Annotated in this window: 31 protein-coding genes and 1 tRNA gene; 9 read left to right on the top strand and 23 right to left on the bottom strand. The window is 64.8% G+C overall.

The genetic code is table 11. The features are described 5' to 3' along the window. Window positions 1-19 precede the first annotated feature (19 nt). The 17 genes from nuoI to AC1DQQ_RS06880 form a co-directional block, all read right to left on the bottom strand. Window positions 20-505: an NADH-quinone oxidoreductase subunit NuoI gene (nuoI, locus tag AC1DQQ_RS06960; RefSeq protein ID WP_066804838.1), complete on the bottom strand. Its 486-nt coding sequence runs from the start codon at window positions 503-505 to the stop codon at window positions 20-22. Beyond that, the gene (gene nuoH / locus AC1DQQ_RS06955) at window positions 502-1554 is read right to left on the bottom strand and encodes an NADH-quinone oxidoreductase subunit NuoH (protein WP_478041740.1); all 1053 of its coding nucleotides are present in this window, start codon (window positions 1552-1554) and stop codon (window positions 502-504) included. The genes nuoI and nuoH overlap by 4 nt, the downstream gene beginning before the upstream one ends. Beyond that, window positions 1551-1829, bottom strand: a complete 279-nt coding sequence (locus tag AC1DQQ_RS06950) for a hypothetical protein (protein ID WP_478044689.1) — start codon at window positions 1827-1829, stop codon at window positions 1551-1553. Before AC1DQQ_RS06950 ends, nuoH begins: the two co-directional genes overlap by 4 nt. Next, a complete protein-coding gene (gene nuoG, locus AC1DQQ_RS06945; protein WP_478044688.1) occupies window positions 1826-3826 on the bottom strand; it encodes an NADH-quinone oxidoreductase subunit NuoG in 2001 nt (666 codons plus the stop codon). Before nuoG ends, AC1DQQ_RS06950 begins: the two co-directional genes overlap by 4 nt. A gap of 9 nt (window positions 3827-3835) precedes the next feature. Beyond that, window positions 3836-4441, bottom strand: coding sequence for a hypothetical protein (locus tag AC1DQQ_RS06940; protein ID WP_478029256.1), 606 nt, complete (start codon window positions 4439-4441; stop codon window positions 3836-3838). Next, window positions 4438-5742 carry an NADH-quinone oxidoreductase subunit NuoF gene (gene nuoF / locus AC1DQQ_RS06935; RefSeq protein WP_478044687.1) on the bottom strand — a complete coding sequence of 435 codons (1305 nt, stop codon included), beginning with the start codon at window positions 5740-5742 and terminating at the stop codon, window positions 4438-4440. Before nuoF ends, AC1DQQ_RS06940 begins: the two co-directional genes overlap by 4 nt. Before the next feature lie 99 nt (window positions 5743-5841). Then, on the bottom strand, window positions 5842-6012 hold the full coding sequence (locus AC1DQQ_RS06930; RefSeq protein ID WP_157082223.1) for a hypothetical protein: 171 nt from the start codon (window positions 6010-6012) through the stop codon (window positions 5842-5844). Then, window positions 6012-6677 carry a complex I 24 kDa subunit family protein gene (locus tag AC1DQQ_RS06925; protein ID WP_478044686.1) on the bottom strand — a complete coding sequence of 222 codons (666 nt, stop codon included), beginning with the start codon at window positions 6675-6677 and terminating at the stop codon, window positions 6012-6014. Before AC1DQQ_RS06925 ends, AC1DQQ_RS06930 begins: the two co-directional genes overlap by 1 nt. Window positions 6678-7010: 333 nt before the next feature. After that, window positions 7011-8246: an NADH-quinone oxidoreductase subunit D gene (locus AC1DQQ_RS06920; protein WP_478044685.1), complete on the bottom strand. Its 1236-nt coding sequence runs from the start codon at window positions 8244-8246 to the stop codon at window positions 7011-7013. Then, entirely contained in the window at window positions 8239-9165 is a 927-nt protein-coding gene (locus AC1DQQ_RS06915; RefSeq protein ID WP_478041746.1) for an NADH-quinone oxidoreductase subunit C, read from the bottom strand. Before AC1DQQ_RS06915 ends, AC1DQQ_RS06920 begins: the two co-directional genes overlap by 8 nt. 9 nt (window positions 9166-9174) lie before the next feature. After that, window positions 9175-9702, bottom strand: coding sequence for a NuoB/complex I 20 kDa subunit family protein (locus tag AC1DQQ_RS06910; RefSeq protein ID WP_478029531.1), 528 nt, complete (start codon window positions 9700-9702; stop codon window positions 9175-9177). 41 nt (window positions 9703-9743) lie between these two features. Further along, window positions 9744-10118, bottom strand: a complete 375-nt coding sequence (locus tag AC1DQQ_RS06905; RefSeq protein WP_066804807.1) for an NADH-quinone oxidoreductase subunit A — start codon at window positions 10116-10118, stop codon at window positions 9744-9746. 102 nt (window positions 10119-10220) lie between these two features. After that, complete coding sequence (locus tag AC1DQQ_RS06900) at window positions 10221-11417, bottom strand: GGDEF domain-containing protein (RefSeq protein WP_478041747.1); 1197 nt, start codon at window positions 11415-11417, stop codon at window positions 10221-10223. A gap of 133 nt (window positions 11418-11550) precedes the next feature. After that, window positions 11551-12363, bottom strand: coding sequence for an inositol monophosphatase family protein (locus AC1DQQ_RS06895; protein ID WP_478029263.1), 813 nt, complete (start codon window positions 12361-12363; stop codon window positions 11551-11553). Window positions 12364-12525: 162 nt separating this feature from the next. Next, window positions 12526-13089 carry an elongation factor P gene (gene efp, locus AC1DQQ_RS06890; protein WP_478029264.1) on the bottom strand — a complete coding sequence of 188 codons (564 nt, stop codon included), beginning with the start codon at window positions 13087-13089 and terminating at the stop codon, window positions 12526-12528. Between the two features lie 35 nt (window positions 13090-13124). Further along, window positions 13125-13823 carry a thiamine phosphate synthase gene (thiE, locus tag AC1DQQ_RS06885; RefSeq protein WP_478041748.1) on the bottom strand — a complete coding sequence of 233 codons (699 nt, stop codon included), beginning with the start codon at window positions 13821-13823 and terminating at the stop codon, window positions 13125-13127. Between the two features lie 53 nt (window positions 13824-13876). Then, window positions 13877-14560, bottom strand: coding sequence for an O-methyltransferase (locus tag AC1DQQ_RS06880; protein ID WP_478029266.1), 684 nt, complete (start codon window positions 14558-14560; stop codon window positions 13877-13879). Window positions 14561-14709: 149 nt separating this feature from the next. Here AC1DQQ_RS06880 and AC1DQQ_RS06875 point away from each other — a divergent pair, with 149 nt between their 5' ends. After that, the gene (locus tag AC1DQQ_RS06875) at window positions 14710-15183 is read left to right on the top strand and encodes an SRPBCC domain-containing protein (RefSeq protein ID WP_478041749.1); all 474 of its coding nucleotides are present in this window, start codon (window positions 14710-14712) and stop codon (window positions 15181-15183) included. A 4-nt stretch (window positions 15184-15187) separates the two neighbouring features. Beyond that, complete coding sequence (locus AC1DQQ_RS06870) at window positions 15188-15505, top strand: ArsR/SmtB family transcription factor (protein ID WP_478029268.1); 318 nt, start codon at window positions 15188-15190, stop codon at window positions 15503-15505. Here AC1DQQ_RS06870 and AC1DQQ_RS06865 read toward each other — a convergent pair. Continuing rightward, on the bottom strand, window positions 15502-16401 hold the full coding sequence (locus AC1DQQ_RS06865) for a fructose bisphosphate aldolase (protein WP_478029269.1): 900 nt from the start codon (window positions 16399-16401) through the stop codon (window positions 15502-15504). The genes AC1DQQ_RS06870 and AC1DQQ_RS06865 overlap by 4 nt on opposite strands. A gap of 218 nt (window positions 16402-16619) precedes the next feature. On the opposite strand from AC1DQQ_RS06865, the gene AC1DQQ_RS06860 reads away from it, so the two are divergent. After that, on the top strand, window positions 16620-17144 hold the full coding sequence (locus AC1DQQ_RS06860) for a TlpA family protein disulfide reductase (RefSeq protein ID WP_478044684.1): 525 nt from the start codon (window positions 16620-16622) through the stop codon (window positions 17142-17144). A 1-nt stretch (window position 17145) separates the two neighbouring features. Continuing rightward, window positions 17146-17616 carry a TlpA disulfide reductase family protein gene (locus AC1DQQ_RS06855; RefSeq protein ID WP_478029271.1) on the top strand — a complete coding sequence of 157 codons (471 nt, stop codon included), beginning with the start codon at window positions 17146-17148 and terminating at the stop codon, window positions 17614-17616. Here AC1DQQ_RS06855 and AC1DQQ_RS06850 read toward each other — a convergent pair. Then, window positions 17613-18803, bottom strand: a complete 1191-nt coding sequence (locus tag AC1DQQ_RS06850; RefSeq protein ID WP_478044683.1) for a phosphoglycerate kinase — start codon at window positions 18801-18803, stop codon at window positions 17613-17615. The two genes, AC1DQQ_RS06855 and AC1DQQ_RS06850, sit on opposite strands and share 4 nt — an antisense overlap. A gap of 90 nt (window positions 18804-18893) precedes the next feature. Next, the gene (gap, locus tag AC1DQQ_RS06845; protein ID WP_478044682.1) at window positions 18894-19901 is read right to left on the bottom strand and encodes a type I glyceraldehyde-3-phosphate dehydrogenase; all 1008 of its coding nucleotides are present in this window, start codon (window positions 19899-19901) and stop codon (window positions 18894-18896) included. Between the two features lie 267 nt (window positions 19902-20168). On the opposite strand from gap, the gene AC1DQQ_RS06840 reads away from it, so the two are divergent. The 4 genes from AC1DQQ_RS06840 (at window position 20169) to AC1DQQ_RS06825 (ending at window position 21593) form a co-directional block, all read left to right on the top strand. Beyond that, window positions 20169-20342 carry a hypothetical protein gene (locus AC1DQQ_RS06840; protein ID WP_169804179.1) on the top strand — a complete coding sequence of 58 codons (174 nt, stop codon included), beginning with the start codon at window positions 20169-20171 and terminating at the stop codon, window positions 20340-20342. Then, window positions 20335-20643, top strand: a complete 309-nt coding sequence (locus AC1DQQ_RS06835) for a cell division protein ZapA (protein WP_478041753.1) — start codon at window positions 20335-20337, stop codon at window positions 20641-20643. Before AC1DQQ_RS06840 ends, AC1DQQ_RS06835 begins: the two co-directional genes overlap by 8 nt. 180 nt (window positions 20644-20823) lie before the next feature. Further along, the gene (locus AC1DQQ_RS06830) at window positions 20824-21372 is read left to right on the top strand and encodes a 5-formyltetrahydrofolate cyclo-ligase (RefSeq protein ID WP_478044681.1); all 549 of its coding nucleotides are present in this window, start codon (window positions 20824-20826) and stop codon (window positions 21370-21372) included. Further along, window positions 21369-21593, top strand: a complete 225-nt coding sequence (locus tag AC1DQQ_RS06825; RefSeq protein WP_478044680.1) for a DUF2842 domain-containing protein — start codon at window positions 21369-21371, stop codon at window positions 21591-21593. The genes AC1DQQ_RS06830 and AC1DQQ_RS06825 overlap by 4 nt, the downstream gene beginning before the upstream one ends. A gap of 42 nt (window positions 21594-21635) precedes the next feature. Here AC1DQQ_RS06825 and AC1DQQ_RS06820 read toward each other — a convergent pair. After that, window positions 21636-21712 (bottom strand) — tRNA-Asp (locus tag AC1DQQ_RS06820). A gap of 59 nt (window positions 21713-21771) precedes the next feature. Beyond that, window positions 21772-23004, bottom strand: coding sequence for an AI-2E family transporter (locus AC1DQQ_RS06815; RefSeq protein ID WP_478044679.1), 1233 nt, complete (start codon window positions 23002-23004; stop codon window positions 21772-21774). A gap of 53 nt (window positions 23005-23057) precedes the next feature. Here AC1DQQ_RS06815 and AC1DQQ_RS06810 point away from each other — a divergent pair, with 53 nt between their 5' ends. Further along, a complete protein-coding gene (locus AC1DQQ_RS06810; protein WP_478044677.1) occupies window positions 23058-24542 on the top strand; it encodes a glycerol kinase in 1485 nt (494 codons plus the stop codon). A 20-nt stretch (window positions 24543-24562) separates the two neighbouring features. Here AC1DQQ_RS06810 and AC1DQQ_RS06805 read toward each other — a convergent pair whose 3' ends face one another. Next, window positions 24563-25288, bottom strand: coding sequence for a Crp/Fnr family transcriptional regulator (locus AC1DQQ_RS06805; RefSeq protein WP_478029281.1), 726 nt, complete (start codon window positions 25286-25288; stop codon window positions 24563-24565). Window positions 25289-25345 lie beyond the last annotated feature (57 nt).

Genomic DNA, 25345 nt, shown 5'->3' with positions numbered 1-25345 from the left:
TCCCACTGTTGCGGCGCGCTTAACGATACGGTGCATCGGCGGCAAGGTTCGCGGCGATCGCGCGTTCCCAGCGGTCACCATTGTCGAGCAGCTTGGCCTTGTCGTAGATCAGCTCCTCGCGCGTTTCGGTCGCGAATTCGAAATTCGGACCCTCGACGATGGCATCGACCGGGCAGGCTTCCTGGCACAGGCCGCAATAGATGCACTTGGTCATGTCGATGTCGTAGCGCGTGGTGCGCCTGCTGCCGTCGTCGCGCGGCTCGGCCTCGATCGTGATCGCCAGCGCCGGACAGATCGCCTCGCACAATTTGCACGCGATGCAGCGCTCTTCGCCATTGGGATAACGGCGCAGCGCATGCTCCCCGCGAAAACGCGGCGAGATCGGGTTCTTCTCGAACGGATAATTGATCGTCGCCTTGGCCTTCCACATGTAGCGGAAGGTCAGCGCGTGGGCCTTGATGAATTCCCACAAGGTGAACGACTTGATGATCTGTGCGACGCTCATGACCCAACTCCCACACGCGTCAGCATCAGATAGCCAGACACCAGGAACACCCAGAACAGCGACAGCGGCAGGAAGATCTTCCAGCCCAGCCGCATCAGCTGGTCGTAACGGTACCTGGGCACCGTCGCCTTCACCCAGCTGAACAGGAAGAAGAACACCAGGATCTTGAGGAACAGCCAGAGGATCCCCGGCGCCGCATACATCCAGCCGACGTTGAGCGGCGGCAGATAGCCGCCCCAGAACAGCACGGCATTGAGCGCGCACATCAGGATCACATTGGCATATTCGCCGAGCCAGTAGAGCGCGAAGCTCATTGACGAATATTCGGTCTGATACCCGGCAACGAGTTCCGATTCCGCCTCGGTCAGGTCGAATGGCGCGCGCTGGGTTTCGGCGAGCGACGAGATGAAGAACACGACCGCCATCGGGAACAGCAACGGATTGATGAAATTGCCGTTGACCCAGCCCCAGGCGAAGCCCTTCTGCGCCTCGACGATCGCGGTGAGGTTGAAGCTGTTCGCCCACAACACGACCGAGATCAGCACGAAGCCGATCGAGACTTCGTAGCTCACCATCTGGGCCGCGGCACGAAGCGCCGAATAGAACGGATATTTCGAGTTAGACGCCCAGCCGGCGATGATGATGCCGTAGACGCCGAGGCTCGACGCCGCGAGGACGTAGAGCAGACCGACGTTGATGTTGGCGAGCACCACGCCCGCCTGGAACGGCACCACTGCCCAGACGATCAGCGCCACCGTGAAGGTGATGATCGGCGCGAGCAGGAACAGTCCCTTGTTCGCCGCCGAAGGGATGATCGTTTCCTGCAGGAAGACCTTGAGGCCGTCGGCGAACGATTGCAGCAGGCCGAGCGGACCGACCACGTTGGGACCGCGGCGCAGCGCCATCGCCGCCCAGATCTTGCGATCGGCATAGATGATCATCGCCACCGCCAGCATCAGCGGCAGCGCGATCACCAGGATGTCGATGATCGTGGCGATGAACCAGGCCCAGCCATAGTCCATACCGAGATAAGTGAACCAGGAGGTCATGCTGCCGTCTCCGCAAGGCGCGCCGCCCACCAGCGGTCGAACCGCCACAGAGCCGCGGCGCCGGCCGCCAGCAGCAACGCCGGGACAAGCGGTTGAAAGAAAATGAGGACCACGGCCCGGAGCTTGGCAACGAACGGCACGTAATCGTCGGTGAGCGACCGGATCGCCTCATTGGCTGCAACCGAGCTGATCACGCTCGAAAGATAAAACAATACGGCGCAGACCACCATGATCTGGGGCATCCGGCGCATCAACCAATCGAACGACGCAGTCATTCCGCGGCCTCCGCAAAGGTCTGGCCGTGGAGCAACTCAGCCGAGCATTGCTGCATCGTCGGGCTGGCGCGGCAGATCGCGTTGGTCAGGTAGAAGTCCTTGATCGGATAGTCGACTTCGCCAGCGCCCTTGGCGTCGAGCGACGGCGGATTCCAGTCGAAGCTGACGAGCCCGGTCTGACCGAGCGCGGGAACATCGAGCGCCATCTGCGCGCGCAGTTCCTCGAAAGTGTCGAACGGCAGCGTCTGGCCGAGCTTCTCCGACAGCGCGCGAAGGATCGTCCAATCCTCACGCGCATCGCCCGGCGGGAACACCGCCCGCTCGCCGCGCTGCACGCGGCCTTCGAGATTGACGAAGGTGCTGGCCTTTTCGGCATAGCTCGCGCCCGGCAGAACGACGTCGGCGGCCGCCGCGCCCTTGTCGCCATGATGGCCGATATAGACCTTGAAGCTCTTGGAAAGCTTCGAGAAATCGACCTCATCCGCACCGAGCAGGAAGACCAGCTTCGGATTTGCCGCGACCACGTCGGCGATCCCGCCCTTTTGCGCATAGCCGAGCATCAGCCCGCCCATCCGCGCGGCGGAGAAGTGCACGACGTTGAAGCCGTTCCACCCGTCCTTCACGACGCCAAGCGTCTTGGCGAGCGCCAGCGCCGCGCCATGAGCACCCTTGAGCGCCGCGCCGCCGACGACGATCATCGGGCGCTCCGCACTCTTGAGCGCATCGGCTGCCGCCTGGGGCAGGTTGCCGAGCAGCGACAGATCGTTGCCGAGCCACTCGACCTTGTAGGTCAAATCGGTCTCGAGCCCGATCGCGAAGACCTTGGCGCCCTTCTTGATCGCTTTGCGGATGCGCGTGTTCACCAGCGGCGCTTCCCAGCGCAGATTGGTGCCGACCAGCAGGATCGCATCGGCCGTCTCGGCGCCGGCGATCGTCGTGTTGAAATTGACCGCGGCCAGATTCGATACGTCGTAATCCATGCCGGTCTGGCGGCCTTCGAGCAGCGAGCCGCCCATCGCCTTGACCAGTGCCTTGGCCGCGAACATCGTCTCGCAATCGACCAGATCGCCGGCGATCGCCGCGACGCTCTTACCGGCCTTCACCGCCGCGATCGCCGCGAATGCCTCATCCCAGGTCGCCGCGACCAGCTTGCCCTGCTTGCGGACATACGGCTTGTCGAGACGCTGGCGGACCAGGCCATCGACCGCGTGACGAGTCTTGTCGGTCGCCCATTCCTCGTTGACGTCGTCATTGACCCGCGGCAGCGCGCGCAGCACCTGGCGCCCGCGGCTGTCGAGGCGGATGTTGGTGCCGACCGCGTCCATCACGTCGATCGACAGTGTCTTCTTGAGCTCCCACGGCCGCGCCTCGAACGCGTACGGCTTCGAGGTCAGCGCGCCGACCGGGCACAAGTCCACGACATTGCCCGACAATTCGCTCGTCACCGCCTGTTCGAGGTACGAGGTGATCTGCATGTCCTCGCCGCGATAGATCGCGCCGATTTCCTCGACGCCGGCGACTTCCTCGGCGAACCGGATGCAGCGGGTGCACTGGATACACCGGGTCATGACCGTCTTGACGATCGGACCCATATACTTCTCGGTCACCGCGCGCTTGTTCTCGGTGTAGCGCGAATTGCCGCGGCCATAAGCGATCGACTGATCCTGCAGATCGCACTCGCCGCCCTGATCGCAGATCGGGCAATCGAGCGGATGGTTGATCAACAGGAATTCCATCACGCCTTCGCGCGCGTTCTTCACCATCGGCGTGTTGGTGAAAATCTCCTGGTTGTCCGCCGCCGGCAGCGCGCACGACGCCTGGGGCTTGGGCGGCCCCGGTTTCACTTCGACCAGGCACATCCGGCAATTGCCGGCGATCGACAGCCGCTCGTGATAACAGAAACGCGGGATTTCCTTGCCGGCCGCCTCGCACGCCTGGAGCACCGTGGCGCCGGCGGGGACTTCGACCTCGATCCCGTCTACTTTGAGTTTAGGCATGAGCGCCGTTTACCTCGACAACAGGTGATAGAGCGGCTCGGCGACGACCAGTCGCAGATCCTGCCGCTTGAGCTTGAGCGTCTGCCCGGCGGGCAGGCACGCCGCCAGATTTCCGGACAGCTCATTGACCGCCGCCGTTTCGCCCGCGCTGCCCCGAGCGGTGCGCGCCAACGCGAGCGCGCCCTGCGGATTGGCGCGTACGATGCAGTCGCCCAGCGTCCGTACACCGACATTGACCGGATCATAGTCGACCGACGCCTTGCTGCTCGACGGCAGAGCGAGGCCCCAACCTTCCTGCCCTACGGCCGCGACGATATCGGGACCCTTACGATCGAGCGTGCCGGCCAAGGCGGCCTCGGCGATCTCCGCACGCTCCCGCCAGGAAAAAGTGCCGGTTGCCCGCTGGTTATTGCTGCACCCGCCATAGAAGACGAGCACCTTTTCGATCACTTTCGCCTCGGCAGGCGAGCCCGGAACGGTTTTCAGCAGAACGCGGACGTCCGCCTTATCGTTGTCGACTACGCATTCGGCGATCTCGGGACCTGAAGGTGTGTCGACAATCGGCTGCGGAGCAATGGCGGCTCCGACCATCAGCGTTGCGAGCAGAACGATCATTCCGCAGCCTCCTGCATCGGCGCCAGATCCCCGCCCTGGCGCTCCGCGATGCGGCGCTCGAGTTCGGGGCGGAAATGGCGGATCAGGCCCTGGATCGGCCAGGCGGCAGCATCGCCCAGCGCGCAGATGGTGTGGCCTTCGACCTGCTTGGTGACGTTGAACAACGTGTCGATCTCGCCGACATCGGCATCGCCGGTCCGCAGCCGCTCCATCACGCGCCACATCCAGCCGGTGCCTTCGCGGCACGGCGTGCATTGGCCGCAGCTCTCATGCTTGTAGAAATAGCTGATGCGGCTGATCGCGCGGACGATGTCGGTCGACTTGTCCATGACGATCACCGCCGCGGTGCCGAGGCCCGAACCCACTGCCTTGAGTCCGTCGAAATCCATCGGGCAGTCCATGATCTGCGCCGCCGGCACCAGCGGCACCGACGATCCGCCCGGGATCACCGCAAGCAGATTGTCCCAGCCGCCGCGAATGCCGCCGCAATGTTCCTCGATCAGCTGGCGGAACGGGATCGACATGGCGTCCTCGACCACGCACGGCTTGTTCACATGGCCGCTGATCTGGAACAGCTTGGTGCCGCGGTTATTCTCGGCGCCGAAGCTCGCGAACCATTCGGGGCCGCGGCGCAGGATGGTCGGCGCCACCGCGATCGATTCGACGTTGTTGACCGTGGTCGGACAGCCATAGAGGCCGGCGCCGGCCGGGAATGGCGGCTTGAGCCGCGGCTGACCCTTCTTGCCTTCCAGGCTTTCGAGCATCGCGGTCTCTTCGCCGCAGATGTACGCGCCCGCGCCGCGATGGACGAATACGTCGAAATCGTATCCCGACCCGCAAGCATTCTTGCCGATCAGCCCGGCGTCATAGGCCTCGGCGACCGCGGCGAAGAGCGTCTCCGCCTCGCGGATATATTCGCCGCGGATATAGATGTACGCGGCGCGCGCGCGCATCGCGAAGCCAGCGACCAAAGCGCCCTCGATCAGCTTGTGCGGATCGTGGCGGATGATCTCGCGGTCCTTGCACGAGCCGGGCTCGGATTCGTCGGCGTTGATCACCAGGAAATTGGGCCGGTCGGGCCGCGGCTCCTTGGGCATGAAGCCCCATTTGGTGCCGGTCGGGAACCCTGCCCCACCGCGCCCGCGCAGACCCGACGCCTTCATCCGGTCGATGATCGTATCGGCGCCGATCTCGAGCAATTTCTTGGTATTGTCCCAATCGCCTCGCGCCTGCGCCGCCTTCAGCCCCCAGGGCTGGAAGCCGTAGACGTTGGTGAAGATGCGATCCTTGTCAGCTAACAACGCGCACCTCCGTCGCCCCAGCGAAAGCTGGGGCCTCAAGCAATGACGCGACACGCATGCCGCACGAGATGCCAGCTTTCGCTGGCATGACGGATAGGGTCACGGCCTTTTCCCCATGGCATTCTGGACGAAATAGAAGATCACCAGCACCGCGCCGACGACGAGCGCGAGCCCGATCAGCGCGAACGCGACGCGCAGCACTAGGCCCAGGATCACCAGCGCGCCGATGATGGCGAAGACGGCGATGATCGGATTGACGTTACCGCGCATCACCATTGCCCCCGGTAATCGTGGTTCTCGCTGACCATTTCCTTGAGCGTGGTCGGCCCGCCTTCGGGGCAGCTGGCACGGCGGCCGATCTGCGACCCGACCTGCGGCTGTTCGCCCTTGGCCAGCGCCTCGAGCACCGCGATCGTGCGGTCGTAATCGAGGTCCTCGTAATTGTCGTCGTTGATCTGGACCATCGGCGCGTTGGCGCAAACGCCCAGGCATTCGACTTCGCTCAACGTGAAAAGCCCATCGGCGGTGGTGTGACCCTTGGTCATCCCCTTCGCCTTGCACGCCTTGAGCACGTCGTCCGAGCCCGCCAGCATGCACGGCGTCGTGCCGCAGACCTGGACGTGATAGCGCCCGACCGGCGCCATGTTGAACATCGTGTAGAAGGTCGCGACTTCGTAGACGCGCATGTAAGGCACGCCGATCTCGCGCGCGACAAACTCGATCACCGGGACCGGGAGCCAACCCTGGGTCTTGGTGTCGGCGCCGACCTGGCGCTGGGCGAGATCGAGCAGCGGCAGTGACGCCGATTGCTCGCGGCCCGGCGGATAGCGGCCGATGATTTCCTTCGCCTTGGCGGCGTTTTCCGCCGTCCACGCGAAATCGCCCCAGCGCGCGCGGGTTTCTGCCTCGTCGGGGGTTTGGGGTGCGTCAGCCATTTCAGGAGCCTGTAGTCGGTCGCGCAACGACCTCAAATGTTTCGACGTGTGCGACCTTACCGCCGCTGATCGTCAAGCGCATACCCAACGCGCCGCCACCGCATACCCAGACGACGGTATAGTCGCCGGCCGGCTGCTTCCTCAGGCCCGTTGCGTCGCACGTTCGTACGCGGGCCAGCGACGCGGCTTCGCGCTCGCTCACGACCCCGGGATAGCCAGAGACGAGATCGTCGCCCTGCTTCACCGATTTGATGAACGCTTTTGCGGTATCGGTATCGGGGCTAGCCCACGCAGTCGCAGGCGCCAACGCGAGACCTAGGATCAGAGCCGCTCTCACCGGTCGCACTCCCCGAACACGATATCGAGTGCGCCCAGGATCGCGGTGGTGTCGGCGAGCATGTGGCCCTTCGACATGAAGTCCATCGCCTGCAAATGGCTGAACGCGGTCGGGCGGATCTTGCAGCGGTACGGCTTGTTCGATCCGTCGGCGACCAGGTACACGCCGAACTCGCCCTTGGGGCTTTCGGTCGCGACGTAAACGTCGCCGGCGGGGACGCGATAGCCTTCGGTGAACAGCTTGAAGTGATGGATCAGCGCTTCCATCGACTGCTTCATCTCGGCGCGCTTGGGCGGTACCACCTTGCGGTCGTCACTGGCGATCGGGCCGTTCGGCATTTCGTTCAGGCACTGCTTCATGATCCGCGCCGATTGGCGGACCTCTTCGACGCGCACCATGAAGCGGTCGTAGCAGTCGCCGCGCGTGCCGACAGGAACGTCGAAGTCCATCTTGGCATAGGCGTCATAGGGCTGCGACTTGCGCAAATCCCAAGGAATGCCCGAGCCGCGGATCATCGGACCGGAGAAGCCCCAGCGCACCGCATCCTCGCGGCTGACGACGGCGATATCGACGTTGCGCTGCTTGAAGATGCGGTTGTCGGCGACCAGGCTGATCGCATCCTCGAACAAGCGCGGCAGGCGCGTGTCGAGCCAGTCGGCGATATCGGTCAGCAGCTTGAGCGGCACGTCCTGATGGACGCCGCCGACGCGGAAATAGTTGGAGTGCATCCGCGCGCCCGAGGCACGCTCGAAGAAATTGAGGCAATCCTCGCGGATCTCGAACAGCCACAGGTTCGGCGTCATCGCGCCTACATCCATCACATGCGACCCGAGGTTGAGCATGTGGTTGGAAATGCGGGTCAATTCGGCGAAGAGCACGCGCAGATATTGCGCCCTGATCGGCACTTCGAGGTCGAGCAGCTTTTCCGCCGCGAGCACGAAACTGTGCTCCATGCACAGCGGCGAGCAATAGTCGAGCCGGTCGAAATAGGGCAGCGCCTGAGCGTAGGTCTTGTACTCGATCAGCTTTTCGGTGCCGCGATGGAGCAGACCGATATGCGGATCGACGCGCTCGATGATCTCGCCGTCGAGCTCCATCACCAGGCGCAACACACCGTGCGCCGCCGGGTGCTGCGGCCCGAAATTGATCGTGTAATTCTGGATCGTGACGTCGCCGACCGTCGGGTCCTCGGCGTCGGTCTTGCCCAGCATCTTGTCGAGCTGATCAACCATTGTTCGGCTCCGGCTTCTTCTTGGCGCGGCTCGGCTTGGCCGGCGCGTCGGCGGTCGGCGCATCCGGCTTCACGCGCGGCTTGGCGGCGACCTTGCGGGTCGACGGCGCCTTGGCGGCCTCGGGCGCGGCGGCGACGTCAGCCTTCTTCGCACGCGGCTTGGCTGCAGACTTGGGCTTGGCGTCGGCTTCAGCCTTTCCGGCACCGGTGTCGGCAGTGCTCTCGCTGACCTTGGGCTGCGCAGGGACAGCGGTCGGTGCAGGAGGTGGCGGCGGAGGCGCTGGAGGTGGCGGAGGTGGCGCAGCGGCCGCCTTCTCGTCACCCGGCAGGATATACTCGGCGCCTTCCCACGGGCTCATGAAATCGAACGTGCGAAAATCCTGCGCCAGCTTGACCGGCTCATAGACGACGCGTTTGGACTCTTCCGAATAGCGCAGCTCGACATAACCGGTCAGCGGGAAGTCCTTGCGCTGCGGATGACCAACGAAACCATAGTCGGTCAGGATGCGGCGCAGGTCGGGATTGCCCTCGAACAGCACGCCGTACATGTCGTAGACTTCGCGCTCGAGCCAGCCGGCGACCGGCCAGATTCCCGTCACCGACGGGACCGGCTTGACCTCGTCGGTCTGGACATGGACGCGAATGCGGTGGTTGCGAGTCAGCGAGAGCAGGCAATAGACCACCTCGAACCGGTCGGGCCGGTCGGGATAGTCGACCCCGGCGATCTCCATCAGCTGCTGATATTCGAGGCCGGGCGTGTCGCGCAGCAGGGTCATCGTCTCGACCAGGCTGTCGCGATCGACGGTGAACGATACTTCGTACGCGGCTTCGAGGCTCGACAGTATACGGCCGCCGAGCGTTTTCTCGGCCGCGTCGATCACGCCATCATTGGGCGCATAAGCGGGAGCGGAAGACTTCACGTCAGCCCCTCACCGCTCGATCGTGCCGGCGCGGCGGATCTTCCGCTGCAGCTGCATGATGCCGTAGAGCAAGGCCTCGGCGGTCGGCGGGCAGCCAGGCACATAGATGTCGACCGGCACGATGCGGTCGCAACCGCGCACGACGCTGTAGCTATAATGATAATAGCCACCGCCATTGGCGCAGCTGCCCATCGAGATGACGTATTTGGGCTCCGACATCTGGTCGTAGACCTTACGCAACGCCGGGGCCATCTTGTTGCACAAGGTACCGGCGACGATCATCACGTCCGACTGACGCGGGCTCGCGCGCGGCGCGGCGCCGAAGCGCTCGAGGTCGTAGCGCGGCATGTTGACGTGGATCATCTCGACCGCGCAGCACGCCAGGCCGAACGTCATCCACCACAGCGAGCCGGTGCGCGCCCATTGGAACAGCTCTTCGGCGCCGACGACGAGGAAGCCCTTGTCCTGCAGCTCGCCGTTCAGGCCGTCGAAGAAACCCTGGTCGGGCGGAATGACCGCCTGACCGCTGGTGCTCATCGGCAGCTCGACCGGGCCCGAATGTCCGATAATCGAAGGGGTCATTCCCAATCCAACGCTCCCTTCTTCCAGGCATAGACAAGGCCAAGCGCGAGTTCGGCGATGAAGATCATCATGCTGATCCACGCGGTCCAGCCGAGCGAGAACACGCTCACTGCCCAGGGGTAAATGAACGCCGCTTCCAGATCGAACACGATGAACAGGATGGCGATCAGGTAGAACCGGACGTCGAACTGGCTGCGCGGGTCCTCGAACGCGGGGAAGCCGCATTCATACTCGCTGAGCTTTTCCGGATTCGGCTGGTGCGTGCCGGTAAAACGGGACGCGATCATCGGCAGGAACACGAACGCGCTGGACAGCGCGATCGCGACGCCGAGGAACAGCAGGATCGGCAGATATTGTGACAGATCGACCACTATTGTCTCTCGCAGGTGCGAAACGTTGCGGCGTCTCTAGGACGGCACCTAGAGTCGGGCAAGGCCTCGAACCCGTGAGAATGATTCGCAATTAGCGGGAGATTAGGCGGCGGCGGCGACGCTGTCGGCCGCGGCGAGCTCGTAACGGTTTCGTCCGGCCATTTTCGCGCGATACAGTGCGGCGTCGGCGGCGATGGTCAGTTCGTGGATTGAGCGGCCGGGCGCCGGATGGATCGCCGCGACGCCAAGGCTGATCGTGACCTTTTCGGGCAGCGCGAAGCCGGGATCGTCGCTGCACGTCGCGACCATCACGCGGACGCGTTCGGCGATCGAAGCGGCACCGGCGCGATCGACCCCAGGCAGGATCAGCATGAATTCCTCACCGCCATGGCGCGCGGCGAGGTCGATCGGGCCGCGAAGGCCCGCCTGGAGCATCTCGGCAACCGCCTTCAGGCAGCGATCGCCTTCGCTATGGCCGTGCGCGTCGTTGAAGCACTTGAAGTGATCGACGTCGATCGCGACGACCGCCAGCGGCCCGCCGGACCGCAGCGCCCGCTCCCATTCGTCGGCGAGCCGGCTGTCGCGCTGACGGCGATTGGCCAGACCGGTCAGTGGATCGGTGCGGCTGACGCGTTCGAGCGCGTCGCACGCCTGTTCGAGCGCCTTGCCGCGCGCGCCGAGCGATTCGACCAGCGCCTGGTTGGCGGCTGCTAGGCGATGCGCGTGGAGTACTTGTCCCGCGAGCCGGCGGCTGACGCTGAGCAGCACGACCGTCATCACCGTGGCGGCGCCGGCCAGCGGCCAATGGCCGGGCCGATCGCCGGCGACGAATCCCAGCGCCGCGGCGACCATCACCGGTATCTCGAATGCGGCGTACATCGGCCAATAAGCGACATGCGCGATCGACAGCGTCAGGCCGCTCAGCGCAACGCAAACCGCGAACATGACCTCACTATCGGTGCCGGTCGCGACGATCAGTCCCAGCGCGCCACCCCATAGCAGTCCCGATGCCGCGGAGAACACGGTGAGCGACCTCGCCCAGTGCCGACTGGGGACATTGGCAAAACGGCCCGATTTATAGGCCATGGTCGCGGCGGTTCGCGCCCCGATGACGACCACGCTGGCGAGCACCCAGATCAGCAGCCAAATCGTATTGCCCTGCTGCCAGAAAAGGCCGGCCATCATCGTCGAGCCGAGCAGGTCCATGCCGATCATCGCCACCGCGATCGAATAGATCGCCTCGATCCGCGTCTTCAGGAATACGTCGTCCCTGGACGTCGAAGAGGGCGTCGAAACCATGCGCTCGCATAGTCCCGCTGTCGTTAAGGTCAGGTTATGTAATTTGCCGAGATACTCATAATGGAACCGAAACAATCGGTGCGAGCAGTGACCGGCGCGGCTGCCGCGAACAGCAGGATCGCCGGCCAGCGCATCAGCGCAAGGCGCCGGCGACCAGCTTGTGCAGTTTGGAATGAAGCACGTCATTGCCGGCGAGGAACTCGTTGCGCTCCATCGTGCGGTCACCACCGCGGAAATCGGTGACGAAGCCGCCGGCTTCCTTGACCAGCAACACGCCCGCCGCGACGTCCCAGGGCTGCAGGTCGGATTCCCAGAACCCGTCGAACCGTCCCGCCGCGACCCAGGCGAGATCGAGCGCGGCCGAGCCGAGCCGGCGAATGCCGGCGACTTCGGGCGCCACCGCGCCGAAGATGCGGCTCCACTGCGCGAAATTGCCATGGCCCAGGAATGGGATGCCGGTCGCGATCAGCGCGTCGGGCAGATCGCGTCGCGACGAGACGCGCAACCGGGCATCCTGCAGCCAGGCGCCCTTGCCCTTTTCCGCCCAGAAGCTCTCGTCGGTCAGCGGCTGATAGACCAGAGCGGTCGTGATCTCACGCTTGCCGTTCGCCATCGGCTCCTCGACCGCGATCGAGATCGCGAAATGCGGGATGCCGTGGAGGAAGTTCGAGGTGCCGTCGAGTGGATCGATGATGAAGCGCGGCTTGTTCGGATCGCCGGCGATCTCGCCGCCTTCCTCGGCCAGGATCGACCAGTCAGGCCGCGCCCTGCGCAGTTCCTCGACCAATGTCTCCTCGGCGCGCTTGTCGGCCATCGACACGAAATCGGCCGGCCCCTTGCGGCTGACCTGGAGGTGCTGGACCTCGTTGAAGTCGCGACGCAGACGCGGCGCCGCCTTGCGCGCGGCGCGCTCGATGACGGTGAAAATGCCGGAATGGGAAGGCAATCTATCGCTCCAAAATCACTCCTCTCCCGCTTGCGGGAGAGGGAGGGGCCCGCCGCCGGAGGCGGTGGGAGGGTGAGGGTCTTCTTTCTTCGACGTCAGGACTGAAGAAGGAAGAAGACCCTCACCCAACCCTCTCCCGCAAGCGGGAGAGGGCTTACAATATCAGTCCGCCCGGCGAACGTAGGTCTGCTCATACACATCGACAACGATCCGCGTCCCCGCGGCAATATGCGGCGGGACCATGATGCGGACGCCGTTGTCGAGGATCGCCGGCTTGTAGCTCGACGATGCGGTCTGGCCCTTCACCACCGCATCGGCCTCGACGATCGTCGCCTCGATCGTGTCGGGCAGCTGGACGCTGATCGGATCGTCGTCGTGCAGTTCCATCACCACGTCCATGCCGTCCTGCAGGAACGCGGCGGCGTCGCCCAGCAGGTCGCGCGGCAAGGTGGTCTGCTCGTAGGTGTCCTTATCCATGAACACCAGGCTGTCGCCCTCGGCGAACAGGAACTGGAAGTCCTTCGTATCGAGACGGACGCGCTCGACGGTCTCGGCCGAACGGAAGCGGACATTGTTCTTGCGGCCATCGCGCAGGTTCTTCAGCTCGACCTGCATATACGCCCCACCCTTGCCGGGCTGGGTGTGCTGAATCTTGACGGCGCGCCAGATGCCGCCTTCATATTCGATGATATTGCCGGGACGAATGTCCACGCCACTGATCTTCATGCGATGTACCTGCTGGAAAGAGCGAAACCGCGCCTTTAGCCAGCCGGCCCCGATCCGGCAAGCACCGCGCCGAACGCGCGCACCGCCGCCGCCTCGTCTTCGCTCCATATCGCGCTCGATACCGCGAGGAAATCGGCGCCCGCCGCCACCAGCGGCGCGGCGTTTTCGGGGGTGATCCCGCCGATCGCGACGCAGGGCAATTCGAACAGGGCCGACCACCAGCTGAGGATCACCGGTTCGGGCCGATGCTTCACGTCCTTGGTCGGGGTCGGATAGAAGGCACCGAACGCGACATAGTCCGCACCCGCATCCCCCGCTTCCATCGCCAAATGCCGGCTGTCGTGGCACGTCACGCCGATCTGGACATCCGGGCCGAGCACCGACCGCGCCTCGCGCGGATCGCCATCTTCCTGGCCGAGATGGACGCCATCAGCGCCCAACCGCTTGGCCAGCGAGACGCTGTCATTGACGATGAACGCGACCTCGCGATCGGCGCAGATGCGCTGGAGCGGCTCAGCCAGCCTGGCAGCCTCGTGCTGGTCGACGTCTTTCACGCGAAACTGGAACGCCGCCACCGGCCCGGCATCAAGCGCGCGCGCCAGGCGGTCCGGAAACGCGCCGCCGACGTCGAGCGGCGAAATCAGATAGAGCTGGCAAGGCGGCCGTCGCACATCACGTTTGAACGAGGTGGCGAAATTCGGATCGAGCGGGCCGAGCGGGTCTTCAGTGTCCATCCGCCGCCCCTAAGCCGTGTCCTTCCGACCGGCAACCACTCCCCTTCTCAGTTTCAATCGACCACCGCGATCAGGAAGCCGTCCCATTTCTTGATGCCGACCGTCTGCACCGCGGTCGCGGTCAGTCGCGGTTCGCGACCGACCTCCTCGAACAGTCTGCGCGTTCCCTGGATGCGCTCGTCGCCGCTCGCCGCATCGAGCACCCCGCCCTCGCGGATCACGTTGTCGACCACGATCGTGGTGCCGGGGCGCGACATGGCGAGCGCGGCGCGGACATAAGCGGGGTTGTTCTGCTTGTCGGCATCGATGAACACGAAATCGAACGGAGCCTCGTTGGCCGCGATCATCGCCTGGAGCGAGTCGAGCGCCGGACCGGTGCGGATATCGACACGGTCGCCGAGCCCAGCTTTGGCAACGTTATTGCGCGCAACGTCCGCATGATGCGGATCGATCTCCAGCGAGATCAGCTTGCCATCCGCGGGCAGCGCCCGCGCCAATTCGATCGTCGAATAGCCGCCGAGCGTGCCGATTTCGAGAATGCGCCGCGCGCCCGCCATCCGCGCGAACAGATGGAGCATCCGGCCCTGCGCGGGCGACACATCGATGTCCGGCAATCCGCCGGCAGCATTGGCCGCGAGCGCCGCCGAAAGCGCGGGGTCGTCGCCGAGCAGACGATCCGCGATAAAGGCGTCGACGGCGCTCCAGCCCGGATTTTGCTCTCCGACTCGCTCGACCATGGCAATCCTCCCGACTGAGGCGGCGCTTACCGCGCTGCGCCCTTTTCTCCCTCGGCCATGCTGCGTCAATGCGACAATAGTGAAGTCATGACTTGACTAATTATCGGCAGGCGAATATTGAAGCAACGACTTCACTAAAGGAGCGAGTTATGCCGGACGGACATGTCACTCACGCCACCTTCACGATCGAGCGCAGCTACAAGGCGGACCCCGCGAGGGTGTTCGAAGCGCTCAGCGATCCTGCCATCAAGCGCCAATGGTATGCAGCGAACGATCAATCCGAACTCGTCGCCTTCGGGAGCGACTTCCGCCCCGGCGGGGCGCAACATCTCGGCTACAGATTTGGCGACAACAGCCCCTTTCCCGGCGTGTCGCTAACCGACGACAGCATTTTCCAGGCGATCGTCCCAGGCAGCCGGATCGTCACGACCGGCATGATGGCGATCGGCGGGGCGCCGATGTCGGTGTCGCTGACGACGTTCGAGCTCATCCCCAATGGCGAGGGCACCGATCTGGTCTGCACCAATCAGGTAGCCTTCTTCGAAAATGCCGACGGCCCGGTGATGCGCGAGCATGGCTGGCGCGTCCTGCTCGACAAATTGGGCGAGGTGATCGAAGGCTGAGCGGGTGACGCCCGATCTCGACCGATTGTTCCAGGCTCTGGGGGACCCGACCCGCCGCGCGATCGTCGATCGCCTGGCGGAAGGGCCGGCATCGGTCTCTCGGCTCGCCGAGCCATTGAGCGTCACGGTAACCGCGATCGCCCAGCATTTGCAGGTGCTCGAGCAATGCGGCGTGGTGCGCACCGAAAAGGTCGGGCGCGTGCGGACGGCATCTTTGGTGCCGGACGGCCTGACGCCGGTCGAACGCTGGGCGCGCGAGCGGCGGTCGATGCTCGAAAAACGGCTCGATCGTCTCGCCGAGATCCTCGGCGAAGGCGATTAGGCCGCGACTTTGTCGACCGATGCGTCGTAAATCTCGTCGATCGCCTCGGCCAGCGCGCGGTCGAATTCCTCGTCGCTCATCTGGTGACGCAAATCCTCGAGCAGCGCGCGGCTGAAGCTCGCGATAATGCCCCGATTCTTCGCCAGCTCGGCGCAGGCATCGGTCCGGTTATACCCGCCCGACAGCGCGACAACGTGCAGCACCCGCTGATGCTCGACCAACGGCAGGAACAGGCCGGGTTCGGCGGGCAGCGACAGCTTGAGCATTACCTTGTCGTCGCCCGGCATGGCGTCGAGCGCCTTGAGAATCTCCTCGAGCAGGATCGCATCGGCCTCCGCACGCTCCGGGCTCTTGATGTTCACCTCGGGCTCGATGATCGGCATCAGGCCGTGGCTCAGCACTTGCCGCGCGATCTCGAACTGCTGTGCGACGATCGCGGCAATGCCTTCGCGGTTGGCGAGATTGACGACCGACCGCTCCTTGGTCCCGAACATGCCGAGCCCGCGCGCACGCTCGAGCAAAGCGTCAAGCCCCGGCATCGGCTTCATCAGCTGGACGCCATTGACCTCCGCCTCCAGGCCCTTGTCGATCTTGATGAACGGCACGACGCCAATATCGTGGAGCGCCTGGGGCACCGGCTTGCCATTGGCCTGGCCATCCATGGTGCGCTCGAACAGGATCGCGGCGATCACCTTTCCGCTGGCAAAGGCCGGCGCGGTGATGATCCGCACGCGCATCTGGTGGATCAGATCGAACATCTCTTCATCGCTCGACCACGCGCCTTCCTCGATGCCATAGCCTTTGAGCGCCTTGGGGGTCGACCCGCCGCTCTGGTCGAGCGCGGCGATGAAGCCGTGTCCGGTGGCAATCTTGGCGGTCATTTCAGCGGTCTGCATGGTCGTTTCCCGTCTGTGCATACGTATGTGTGGCGGCTGTTAGACAGCGTCCGGCGGCTCCGCAATGGGCCGATGATCGCTGTAACCGGTTAGATGCCTTCCACCCGTCCAAAGCCGTCCTGATGCGCCCAAACAATGTCTCCTTTTTGGAGCTTTCGCCCAATTGACCTGCTGCGGCGGCGCGCTCACGTTGGTATCGGGTCGACAAGGGGGTAGTTATGGGGCGGATCGCAAGCACAGCGAGGATGATCGTCACGGCGGCGGCGCTCGCCACTGCGACAATCGGCATGCCGGTTGCCGCGGGCGAAAAAATGAAGGTCGGCGACCCCGCGCCCGATTTCACGCTTACCTTGATCGACGGGACCAAGGTCACGCGCGACGAGCTCCGCGGGAAGGTCGTCGTGCTCAATTTCTGGGCGACGTGGTGCGTGCCGTGCCGCACCGAATTGCCGACACTTGATGCTTATTACAACCAGCGCAAGGAGGCGGGGCTCCGCGTATTCGCGGTGACGACCGAGGATTCGCTACCCGCCTATCAGCTCAAGCAGTTGTTCTCGGTTATGCACATCCAGCCGGTCCGCAAGGTCAAGGGACCGTATGACGTGATAGGCAACGGCGTCCCGACCAATATCGTGATCGGGCGCGACGGCCGCGTGCGCTACGCCAAGGCCGGCGCTTTCGATCTCGATATGCTGAACCAACTCCTCGTGCCGCTGCTGCGCGAGCCTGCGCCCACGACCTAACATGCGCCTGTTCCGGCAGATATCCACGCTGTTCACGGCCGCCGCGCTGGCGACGCCTGCGATCGCCGGAGCACCCGGCTTGCCCGGCGCGATGACGCTGACCGGTGGGCAGCGCTTGACGCTCGGCGACCTGCGTGGGCGCGTCGTTGTGATCAATTATTGGGCGAGCTGGTGCGTGCCATGCCGGACCGAGATCCCTCTCCTCGCCCGCTATTATCGCCAGCATCTGTCGCAGGGCCTGGTCGTGATAGGCATTTCGGTCGATCCAGGCGCCAACGGCAAGGGTCAGGCGACGGCGACTTCGATCCCCTACCCCCAGGCGACCTGGGTCGCGGGCGCCGACATCGCGGTTTCGGCGGTGCCGATGAGCTATGTGATCGATCGCCACGGCCGCGTCCGCTATGAGAAAGCCGCCGCCTTCACCGCGCGGAGCCTGGACGCCGTCGTCAACCCGCTACTTGTCGAGCGTTAGGAGCTTAACGCCTTAACACCCGGAAGTTCCTTGCCTTCCATCCATTCGAGGAAGGCCCCGCCCGCGGTCGACACAAAGGTCATGTCGCCGGCGACACCCGCCTGGTTGAGCGCGGCGACGGTATCGCCGCCGCCGGCTACCGACACCAGCGAGCCTTCACGCGTCAGCGCCGCTACCGTCTTCGCCAGCGTCATCGTCGCCACGTCGAATGGTGGTGTTTCGAACGCGCCGAGCGGGCCGTTCCACACCAGCGTGCGGCAATTCTTGAGTACATCGCCCAGCGCCTCGGTCGCCGCCGGACCGATGTCGAGAATCATCTCGTCGCTCGCGACTTCATGGACGTTGACCGTGCGCGTTTCAGGGTTCGGCCTGAACTCCTTCGCGACCACCACGTCATAGGGCAGATGGATCGTGCAACCGGCGGTCTCAGCCGCGTCGAAAATCTCTTCCGCCGTGCCAGTCAGATCATGCTCGGCCAGGCTCTTGCCGACATCGACGCCGCGCGCGGCGAGAAACGTATTGGCCATGCCGCCGCCGATGATCAGATGATCGACTTTGGTGACCAGATGCTTGAGCACGTCGAGCTTGCTCGAAACCTTGGCCCCGCCGACCACGGCTGCGACCGGATGCTCGGGATCGCCCAGTGCCTTGTCGAGCGCGTCGAGCTCGGCTTCCATCTGTCGGCCCGCGAATGACGGCAACCGGTGCGCCAGCCCTTCGGTCGAGGCGTGCGCGCGGTGTGCGGCGGAGAAGGCGTCGTTGACGTAATAATCGCCGAGCGCGGCCAGCCGCTCGATCGTCTCGGGCGCGTTCTTTTCCTCGCCTGGATCGAAGCGCGTATTCTCGAGGATCGCAACATCGCCGTCTTTGAGCGTCGCGATCGCCTCGGCCGCGCCCTCGTCGTCGATGAAGCGCACCGGCCGGCCGAGCACTTGCTCGAACGGGCGGGTGACGAGCGCCAGACTCATCCCGGGATTACGCTGGCCCTTGGGCCGCCCGAAATGCGCGAGGATCAGGACCTTGGCGCCCTTGTCGGCGAGCTCGGCAACGGTCGGCACCGCGGCGCGCAGCCGGGTATCGTCGGTGACCTGGCCGTCGGCCATTGGCACGTTGAGATCCTCGCGGACCAGCACACGCTTGCCCGCGATGCCACCCATGTCGTCAAGCGTCTTGAAGTTGCGCGCCATTTATACCTCCGTCACCCCAGCGAAAGCTGGGGTCTCTGGCCGTATTTCCTACCACGAGATGCCAGCTTTCGCTGGCATAACGCTGATTTCTCAGATCAACGCCGCCATCGCCTTGGCAGTGTCGACCATGCGGTTCGAGAAGCCCCATTCATTGTCGTACCAGCTGAGAACGCGAACCAGCTTGCCTTCGAGCACCGCGGTTTCGAGGCTGTCGACGGTCGACGAAGCGGGCGAGCCCATCAGGTCGATCGAGACGAGCGGCTCGTCGGTGTAATCGAGCACGCCCTTGAGCTTGCCTTGCGACGCTGCCTTCAGCGCGGCGTTGATCTCTTCCTTGGTCACGTCGCGCTTCGGCGTGAAGGTCAGGTCGATCAGCGACACGTCGGGAACAGGTACGCGGATCGCCGAGCCGTCGAGCTTGCCCTTCAATTCGGGCAGCACCTCAGCGACCGCGCGGGCGGCGCCCGTGGTGGTCGGGATCATCGACATCGCCGCCGCCCGCGCACGGCGCAGGTCGGAATGGATCTGATCGAGGATCTTCTGATCGTTGGTATAAGCGTGAACCGTGGTCATCAGGCCGCGCTCGATGCCGAATTCGTCATTGAGCACCTTGGCGACCGGCGCCAGACAATTGGTCGTGCACGACGCGTTCGACACGATATTGTGGTCGGCGGTCAGCTTGTCGTGATTGACGCCATAGACGACGGTCAGGTCGACATTCTTGCCGGGCGCCGAGATCAGCACCTTCTTGGCGCCGGCATCGATATGCTTCTGGCAAGCGTCACGATCGGTGAAGAAGCCGGTGCATTCGAGCACCAGGTCGACGCCCAGTTCCTTGTGCGGCAAATTGCCCGGATCGCGCTCGGCGGTGACGCGGATGCGCTTGCCGTCGATCACCATGTCCTGGCCTTCGGCATGAACTTCGCCGGGCCATTTGCCGTGGACCGAGTCGCGCTTGAACAGCCAGGCATTGGCCTTGGCGTCGCCCAGATCGTTGATCGCCACCAGGTCGAGACCGGTATCGCCTTGCGCGAGCATCGCGCGCGCTACCAGACGCCCAATCCGTCCGAACCCGTTGATCGCAACCTTCACCGCCATGTTGTTTCGCTCCTTGAGCTGCTGATGCCGGCACGCGCGAATGGGGCCGGTCGGTCGCGGCTGCCTTTGGGGATGCCGGGGCGGCGCGTCAACCGTCAGGGCCGCGTATTTGCTCCCGGATCGGCCGCAATGGCGCCGATCACAACGTCATCGACTAGCTCGTCGCGGTGCGACGCATTGGCTTGAGGCGATCGCTGGCGGCGAGCCCGAGCCCTTTGCGCGGCGAAACGATCTTGTCGCGCCCCCCCGCCGTGCTATCTCCCCCCGATGGCAGACGCTTCCCCGACCGATCGGATCGACGCCGCGCTCGCCCGCATCGAACGCGCCGTCGCGGCGCGCGACAGGAGCGCGCAGGACCTGAAGACACGACACGAATCGCTGCGCGCCCGCGTCGGCGAAGCGATCGCCGCGCTCGATGCGCTGGGCGCGCGAAATGGCTGAGGTCACGCTGACGATCGGCGACCGCCGCCACAACGTCGCTTGCCGCGATGGCGAGGAAGCCCAGCTTCGTCGATTGGGAGAAATGCTTGACCAGCGCTGGGCGATGGCCAACCGCGCCTCGGGTGGTCTCAACGCCGAGCGCACCATGCTGCTGATCGCGCTGATGCTCGCCGACAGCCTCGATCAGGCGGAAAACCGCCCCTCGGCGGATGGCGGCCCTAGCCCCGCTTTTCTCAACCGCCTCGCCGATCGTCTCGAAGCGCTTGCCGAGACCCTTGAGAAACCGGCACCGAGCGCCTAGATTCATGGCCGGCGGGTACTGCCCGATACGAGCCTTTATTATCCCTGAGGCTATTCATCATCCATGGGGGCTGTCCCTGTCCGGATCCTGGTCCGACGCATATGGCCCCCACCTGACGTACCGTGCGTCAGAGGATAACCCGGCAAACGGTCTACGGTGGTCCCGCCACTCCATCGGATCATGACAATCAGCAACAAACAGGCATTGCGGGCGCGCCTCCGCGCCGCGCGCGACGCCTTCGTCGCCGGCAAGCCGTCGCCGATCGCGGTACCGGACGCCTTCCACGCGCGGCTCGATCGCGGTCTGACCGTCACTTCCTATGTCCCGATCGGCAGCGAAGCCGATCCCTCGCCGCTCGCGCGCGCCGCGGTCGAGGCGGGATGCGTTCTTGCCCTCCCCCATGTCACGGTGCGCAGCGAACCGATGCGCTTCCTGGCTTGGGAAACCGAGGCCGCGCTGGAGGCCGGCCCGTTCGGCCTCAGCCAGCCCTCGGCGCTGGCTGCCGAATTGCGCCCCGACATCATCCTGACCCCGATGCTCGCGTTCGACGCAAAGCTCGATCGACTCGGCCAAGGAGCAGGCTATTATGACGGCGCGTTCGCGCGCTTTCCCGACGCATGGCGCGTCGGTGTCGCGTGGAGCGTCCAATTGGTCGAGGACTTGCCGGTCGATCCATGGGACATGCCACTGCACGCCGTCATTACCGAACAAGGATTGATTACACGATGAACCCGCCGCCGACACCGCGCTGGCAAAAGCCGGTGGGCATGCTCGCCATCCTGGTGCTGATCGCGATCTGGTGCATCGCGGTGGTCAGTCTGTCGCCCTGGGTTGGGCACTGGCCGGCACTGGCGCAACTGCTGTTCTACATCGTGACCGGAATCGTGTGGCTCTGGCTGCTGCCGATGCGGCGCATGCTGCGCTGGATGGAAACCGGGCGCTGGCGCTGACGTCCGCGACGATCATTCATCTCGAGAAGTCCACGCCGAAAATGGCGCGAGTGACGGGGCTCGAACCCGCGACCTCCGGCGTGACAGGCCGGCGCTCTAACCAACTGAGCTACACCCGCTTGGAAGCGTGAGGCGCGGCCACTAAGCGAGCGGCCCCCCAGTGTCAACAGCGGTCAAATCAGTTTTGTCGCACGCCCCAGCGGCCGCGCTTGCGCTCGCTGACCAAGGTGCCGTGCTCGAACAGGAAACCGGCGATGTCGGGCTTGCCCGCTGCTCCGATCACGGTCTGCATGATGATCAAGAGCGGCACCGCGAGCAACGCGCCCGGCGTTCCCCACACCCAGCTCCAGAAGCTCAACGAGATCAGGATCAGCACCGGGCTGATCGTCAGGCGATGACCGACGATGAACGGCGTGACCGCATTGGCCTCGAGCAAGTGGCAACCGATCATGATGCCGGCAGGCATCAGCGCCACCCAGATGTCGGGAAAGGTCATCAACCCGCCGACCGCGAGTAGCAACGCCGCGACGATCGGCCCGAAATAGGGAATATAATTGAGCAAGGTGACGATGCCGCCCCACATCAGCGGATAGGGCATGCCGATCAGCCACAAGGCGCCCGAGACGATCAGCCCGAGCACGATGTTGATCGCGGTGATCGTGCCGAGATAAGCGGAGACGTCGTCGACCACGTCCTGGATCACGCGCGCGGTCGCCATCGCGCCGCCGAAGCTCGCGCGGCTGGTGATCGTCCGGCGCCGCGTCCGCGTCCAACCGGCGAGGAAGAAGAACACCACCAGCACCCCGAAGAATATCTGCACCAGTGCGGTCGGCGCGGAGGTGGCGATGAGATCGAGCAGCGAACTCGGCGGCGACACCGAGGTCGTGGCGCGGACCTTGGGAATGGTGGCGATATGCGCCGCCGCCTTGTTGATGTATTTTTCGAGGCTCGCATAGAGATCGAGCACCGGCGCCAGATTGGCCTGGATCCGGTCGATCCGCTCGGGCAAGCGGCGGAAGAACTCGATCGCCGGGACGACGATCGCAGCCAGCGCCACGTTCGCCGCGGCCAGGAACGTCAGCACGCAGATCAGCGCCGCGAGCCAGGACGGCAGCCGCCGCCGCTCGAGCCATTCGAGCACCGGGATCAGCGCGATCGAGATGACCAAAGCGATCGTGATCGGCAGGAAGAATTCGGCGCCGGCCTTGAGCGCGAACGGCAGGCCGATCACCAGCCCGACGCCAGCGATCAGCGTCAGCGCAGCGAGCAGGCGATCGCGCCTGGGGTCGATTACCGGCGGCGGACTATCGTCGGTCGACGCCGGCGTCTCGGGCGCGCTCGGCGCAACGGCAGCGGCGCCCCCAACCGTCGCCGACAAACTCGCCCCCGTGCCGCTCTCGCCATTACTCATAGCGCTTCCGTAGCGCCATTGGCGGGCAAAGTAATCCCGGCTAGCGTCAGGAGATGAGCGAGAAGCTGCTGATCATCGACGAAGGCACCACTTCCACCCGTGCGATGCTGTTCGCGCCCGACGGCCAATGCCTGGGCAGCGAATCGGCCGACCTGACGCAGCATTACCCCTCCCCCGGACTGGTCGAGCACGATGCGGCCGAAATCTGGGATCGGACCTTCGCCTGCGCACGGAAAATGGTCGAGCTGGCGGGCGGAGCCGAGGCGGTAGCGGCGATCGGCATCACCAACCAGCGCGAGACGGTGGTGTTCTGGGACAAACAGACCGGCGAACCACTGGCGCGGGCGATCGTCTGGCAGGACCGGCGCACGGCGTCATGGTGCCGCGAGCTCAAGGAGGCCGGGCACGAGCCGACGGTCCAGGCCCGCACCGGGTTGCTGCTCGACCCCTATTTCTCGGGATCCAAGATCGGCTGGGCGATGGCCAATTGGCCGCAGCTCAAGGCCGCGGGCGACCGACTGGCGGTCGGCACGATCGATTCGTGGCTGGTGTGGAAACTGACCGCGACCAAGGGCCGAGGCGGGCTGCACATCACCGATGCGACCAATGCCAGCCGCACGGCGCTGATGGCGATCGGCAGCGGGCATTGGGACGACGGGCTGATCGAGCTGTTCGACGCGCCGCGCCAGGCGCTTCCAGAAATCGTCGATTGCGCGGGCAATTATGGAACCACGAGCCTGTTCGGCGCGCCGATTCCGATCTGCGGCATGGCCGGCGATCAGCAGGCGGCGACGATCGGCCAGGCCTGCCTGACGCCGGGCGACACCAAGGCGACGTTCGGCACCGGCGCGTTCGTGCTGACGCAATATGGCGCGCATCAGCCGACATCGAAGAATCGGCTGCTCGCGACGGTGGCTTGGCAACTCGGCGGCCGCCGCGCTTACGCGCTGGAAGGATCGGTGTTCGTCGCCGGCAGTCTGATCCAGTGGCTGCGCGATTCGCTCAAGCTGATCGCCGCCGCCGACGAAACCGAGGCGTTGGCGCGGTCGGTCCCGGACAATGCCGGAGTCTATCTGGTCCCCGCGCTGTCGGGCCTGGGCGCACCATGGTGGGAAGCAGAGGCGCGCGGCTGCATGTCGGGGCTCAGCTTCACCGCCACGCGCGCGCACATCGTCCGCGCCGCACTGGAGGCGATGGCGCACCAGGCCAACGACCTGAAGACAGCCTTCGCCGCCGATGGCGCCGACTGGACGACGCTCAGGATCGACGGCGGCATGGTCGCCAATGATTGGATCGCGCAGGATCTCGCCGACATGCTCGAGGTCGAGGTGGAGCGGCCGGTCTTCGCCGAAACCACCGCGCTCGGCGCGGCGATGCTGGCGGGCGTCGGCATCGGCTTGTTCAAGGATCTGAAGGCGGCGTCAGCCATGCGCGGCAAACTGGACGCTTTTCATTCCGCTTTGGCCGCCGACGCCCGGCAGACCCGGCTCGATGGCTGGGCAGCGGCGGTCAAATCGGTGATCGCCGCCGCGCACTGACGCCATGCCCGGTCGCGCGCTTATGGTGTGCGGGTATGATTGTCGAAATAGAGGTAGTCGGACTGAAATTCGCCGGTCGAGGCGAGGCGATCGAAATCCAGCATCGTGACGATGCGATCCGATACCTCGACCATGCCCGCCTCACGCAGCACGCGTAGAGTGCGATTGACGTGGACCGAGGTCAGTCCGCATGCCTCGCCGAGGTCCTGCTGGGTCAATGGCCAGGCGAAAGCGTTATCCTCGACCAGCCCGACCGCATCGAGCCGCGTATAGGTTTCGCACAACATGTGCGCGACGCGGCCCACAGCGTCGAGCCGGCCCAGCCGGAAAATCCATTCGCGATGCATGGCGGCATCGAGCAGGGTCGAGAACCACAACACGCGTCCCAGATGTGGCAGGCGCTCGATGATCTGCGTCAGCTTGTCGTGCGGCGCATAGGCGACGGTGCACTCGCTCAACGTCGCGATATCGTGATCGAGCCGTTGCAGCGGATAACCATGCAGATCGACGAAATCGCCCGGCGTCTGGATGCTGACGAGCTGCCGGTGGCCGTCCGACCCGTCCATATAGCGGCACATGAACCCCGAGATGAGAAAGGTCGACCGCGTGACGACATCGCCCCGGCTAGTCACCACCTTGCGCCGCGGCAGCGTCACCGGCGCGGTCAGGACGCTCTCGATTGCCTCCTTTTCGTCATCACTCAACTCGCGGCGACGGCGGCCGCGCAGGAAATTGTCTGTCAGCATGATCGTTTTCGAACCTCTTCGCTTGCGTAACGATCGTGCGCGCGCCTTGGTTTCGTC

Source organism: Sphingomonas sp. P4_G3 (assembly GCF_056401105.1).
Note: the sequence above shows the minus strand (reverse complement) of the source record. Positions and strands in the feature narration are given on the sequence as shown.

What these genes read in the sequence shown, in the direction of transcription:
- nuoI (WP_066804838.1), bottom strand. Translation starts at nt 505, where the DNA reads ATGAGCGTCGCACAGATCATCAAGTCGTTCACCTTGTGGGAATTCATC.
- nuoH (WP_478041740.1), bottom strand. Translation starts at nt 1,554, where the DNA reads ATGACCTCCTGGTTCACTTATCTCGGTATGGACTATGGCTGGGCCTGG.
- AC1DQQ_RS06950 (WP_478044689.1), bottom strand. Translation starts at nt 1,829, where the DNA reads ATGACTGCGTCGTTCGATTGGTTGATGCGCCGGATGCCCCAGATCATG.
- nuoG (WP_478044688.1), bottom strand. Translation starts at nt 3,826, where the DNA reads ATGCCTAAACTCAAAGTAGACGGGATCGAGGTCGAAGTCCCCGCCGGC.
- AC1DQQ_RS06940 (WP_478029256.1), bottom strand. Translation starts at nt 4,441, where the DNA reads ATGATCGTTCTGCTCGCAACGCTGATGGTCGGAGCCGCCATTGCTCCG.
- AC1DQQ_RS06930 (WP_157082223.1), bottom strand. Translation starts at nt 6,012, where the DNA reads ATGCGCGGTAACGTCAATCCGATCATCGCCGTCTTCGCCATCATCGGC.
- AC1DQQ_RS06925 (WP_478044686.1), bottom strand. Translation starts at nt 6,677, where the DNA reads ATGGCTGACGCACCCCAAACCCCCGACGAGGCAGAAACCCGCGCGCGC.
- AC1DQQ_RS06920 (WP_478044685.1), bottom strand. Translation starts at nt 8,246, where the DNA reads ATGGTTGATCAGCTCGACAAGATGCTGGGCAAGACCGACGCCGAGGAC.
- AC1DQQ_RS06910 (WP_478029531.1), bottom strand. Translation starts at nt 9,702, where the DNA reads ATGAGCACCAGCGGTCAGGCGGTCATTCCGCCCGACCAGGGTTTCTTC.
- AC1DQQ_RS06900 (WP_478041747.1), bottom strand. Translation starts at nt 11,417, where the DNA reads ATGGTTTCGACGCCCTCTTCGACGTCCAGGGACGACGTATTCCTGAAG.
- efp (WP_478029264.1), bottom strand. Translation starts at nt 13,089, where the DNA reads ATGAAGATCAGTGGCGTGGACATTCGTCCCGGCAATATCATCGAATAT.
- thiE (WP_478041748.1), bottom strand. Translation starts at nt 13,823, where the DNA reads ATGGACACTGAAGACCCGCTCGGCCCGCTCGATCCGAATTTCGCCACC.
- AC1DQQ_RS06880 (WP_478029266.1), bottom strand. Translation starts at nt 14,560, where the DNA reads ATGGTCGAGCGAGTCGGAGAGCAAAATCCGGGCTGGAGCGCCGTCGAC.
- AC1DQQ_RS06875 (WP_478041749.1), top strand. Translation starts at nt 14,710, where the DNA reads ATGCCGGACGGACATGTCACTCACGCCACCTTCACGATCGAGCGCAGC.
- AC1DQQ_RS06865 (WP_478029269.1), bottom strand. Translation starts at nt 16,401, where the DNA reads ATGCAGACCGCTGAAATGACCGCCAAGATTGCCACCGGACACGGCTTC.
- AC1DQQ_RS06860 (WP_478044684.1), top strand. Translation starts at nt 16,620, where the DNA reads ATGGGGCGGATCGCAAGCACAGCGAGGATGATCGTCACGGCGGCGGCG.
- AC1DQQ_RS06855 (WP_478029271.1), top strand. Translation starts at nt 17,146, where the DNA reads ATGCGCCTGTTCCGGCAGATATCCACGCTGTTCACGGCCGCCGCGCTG.
- AC1DQQ_RS06850 (WP_478044683.1), bottom strand. Translation starts at nt 18,803, where the DNA reads ATGGCGCGCAACTTCAAGACGCTTGACGACATGGGTGGCATCGCGGGC.
- gap (WP_478044682.1), bottom strand. Translation starts at nt 19,901, where the DNA reads ATGGCGGTGAAGGTTGCGATCAACGGGTTCGGACGGATTGGGCGTCTG.
- AC1DQQ_RS06840 (WP_169804179.1), top strand. Translation starts at nt 20,169, where the DNA reads ATGGCAGACGCTTCCCCGACCGATCGGATCGACGCCGCGCTCGCCCGC.
- AC1DQQ_RS06835 (WP_478041753.1), top strand. Translation starts at nt 20,335, where the DNA reads ATGGCTGAGGTCACGCTGACGATCGGCGACCGCCGCCACAACGTCGCT.
- AC1DQQ_RS06830 (WP_478044681.1), top strand. Translation starts at nt 20,824, where the DNA reads ATGACAATCAGCAACAAACAGGCATTGCGGGCGCGCCTCCGCGCCGCG.
- AC1DQQ_RS06825 (WP_478044680.1), top strand. Translation starts at nt 21,369, where the DNA reads ATGAACCCGCCGCCGACACCGCGCTGGCAAAAGCCGGTGGGCATGCTC.
- AC1DQQ_RS06815 (WP_478044679.1), bottom strand. Translation starts at nt 23,004, where the DNA reads ATGAGTAATGGCGAGAGCGGCACGGGGGCGAGTTTGTCGGCGACGGTT.
- AC1DQQ_RS06810 (WP_478044677.1), top strand. Translation starts at nt 23,058, where the DNA reads ATGAGCGAGAAGCTGCTGATCATCGACGAAGGCACCACTTCCACCCGT.
- AC1DQQ_RS06805 (WP_478029281.1), bottom strand. Translation starts at nt 25,288, where the DNA reads ATGCTGACAGACAATTTCCTGCGCGGCCGCCGTCGCCGCGAGTTGAGT.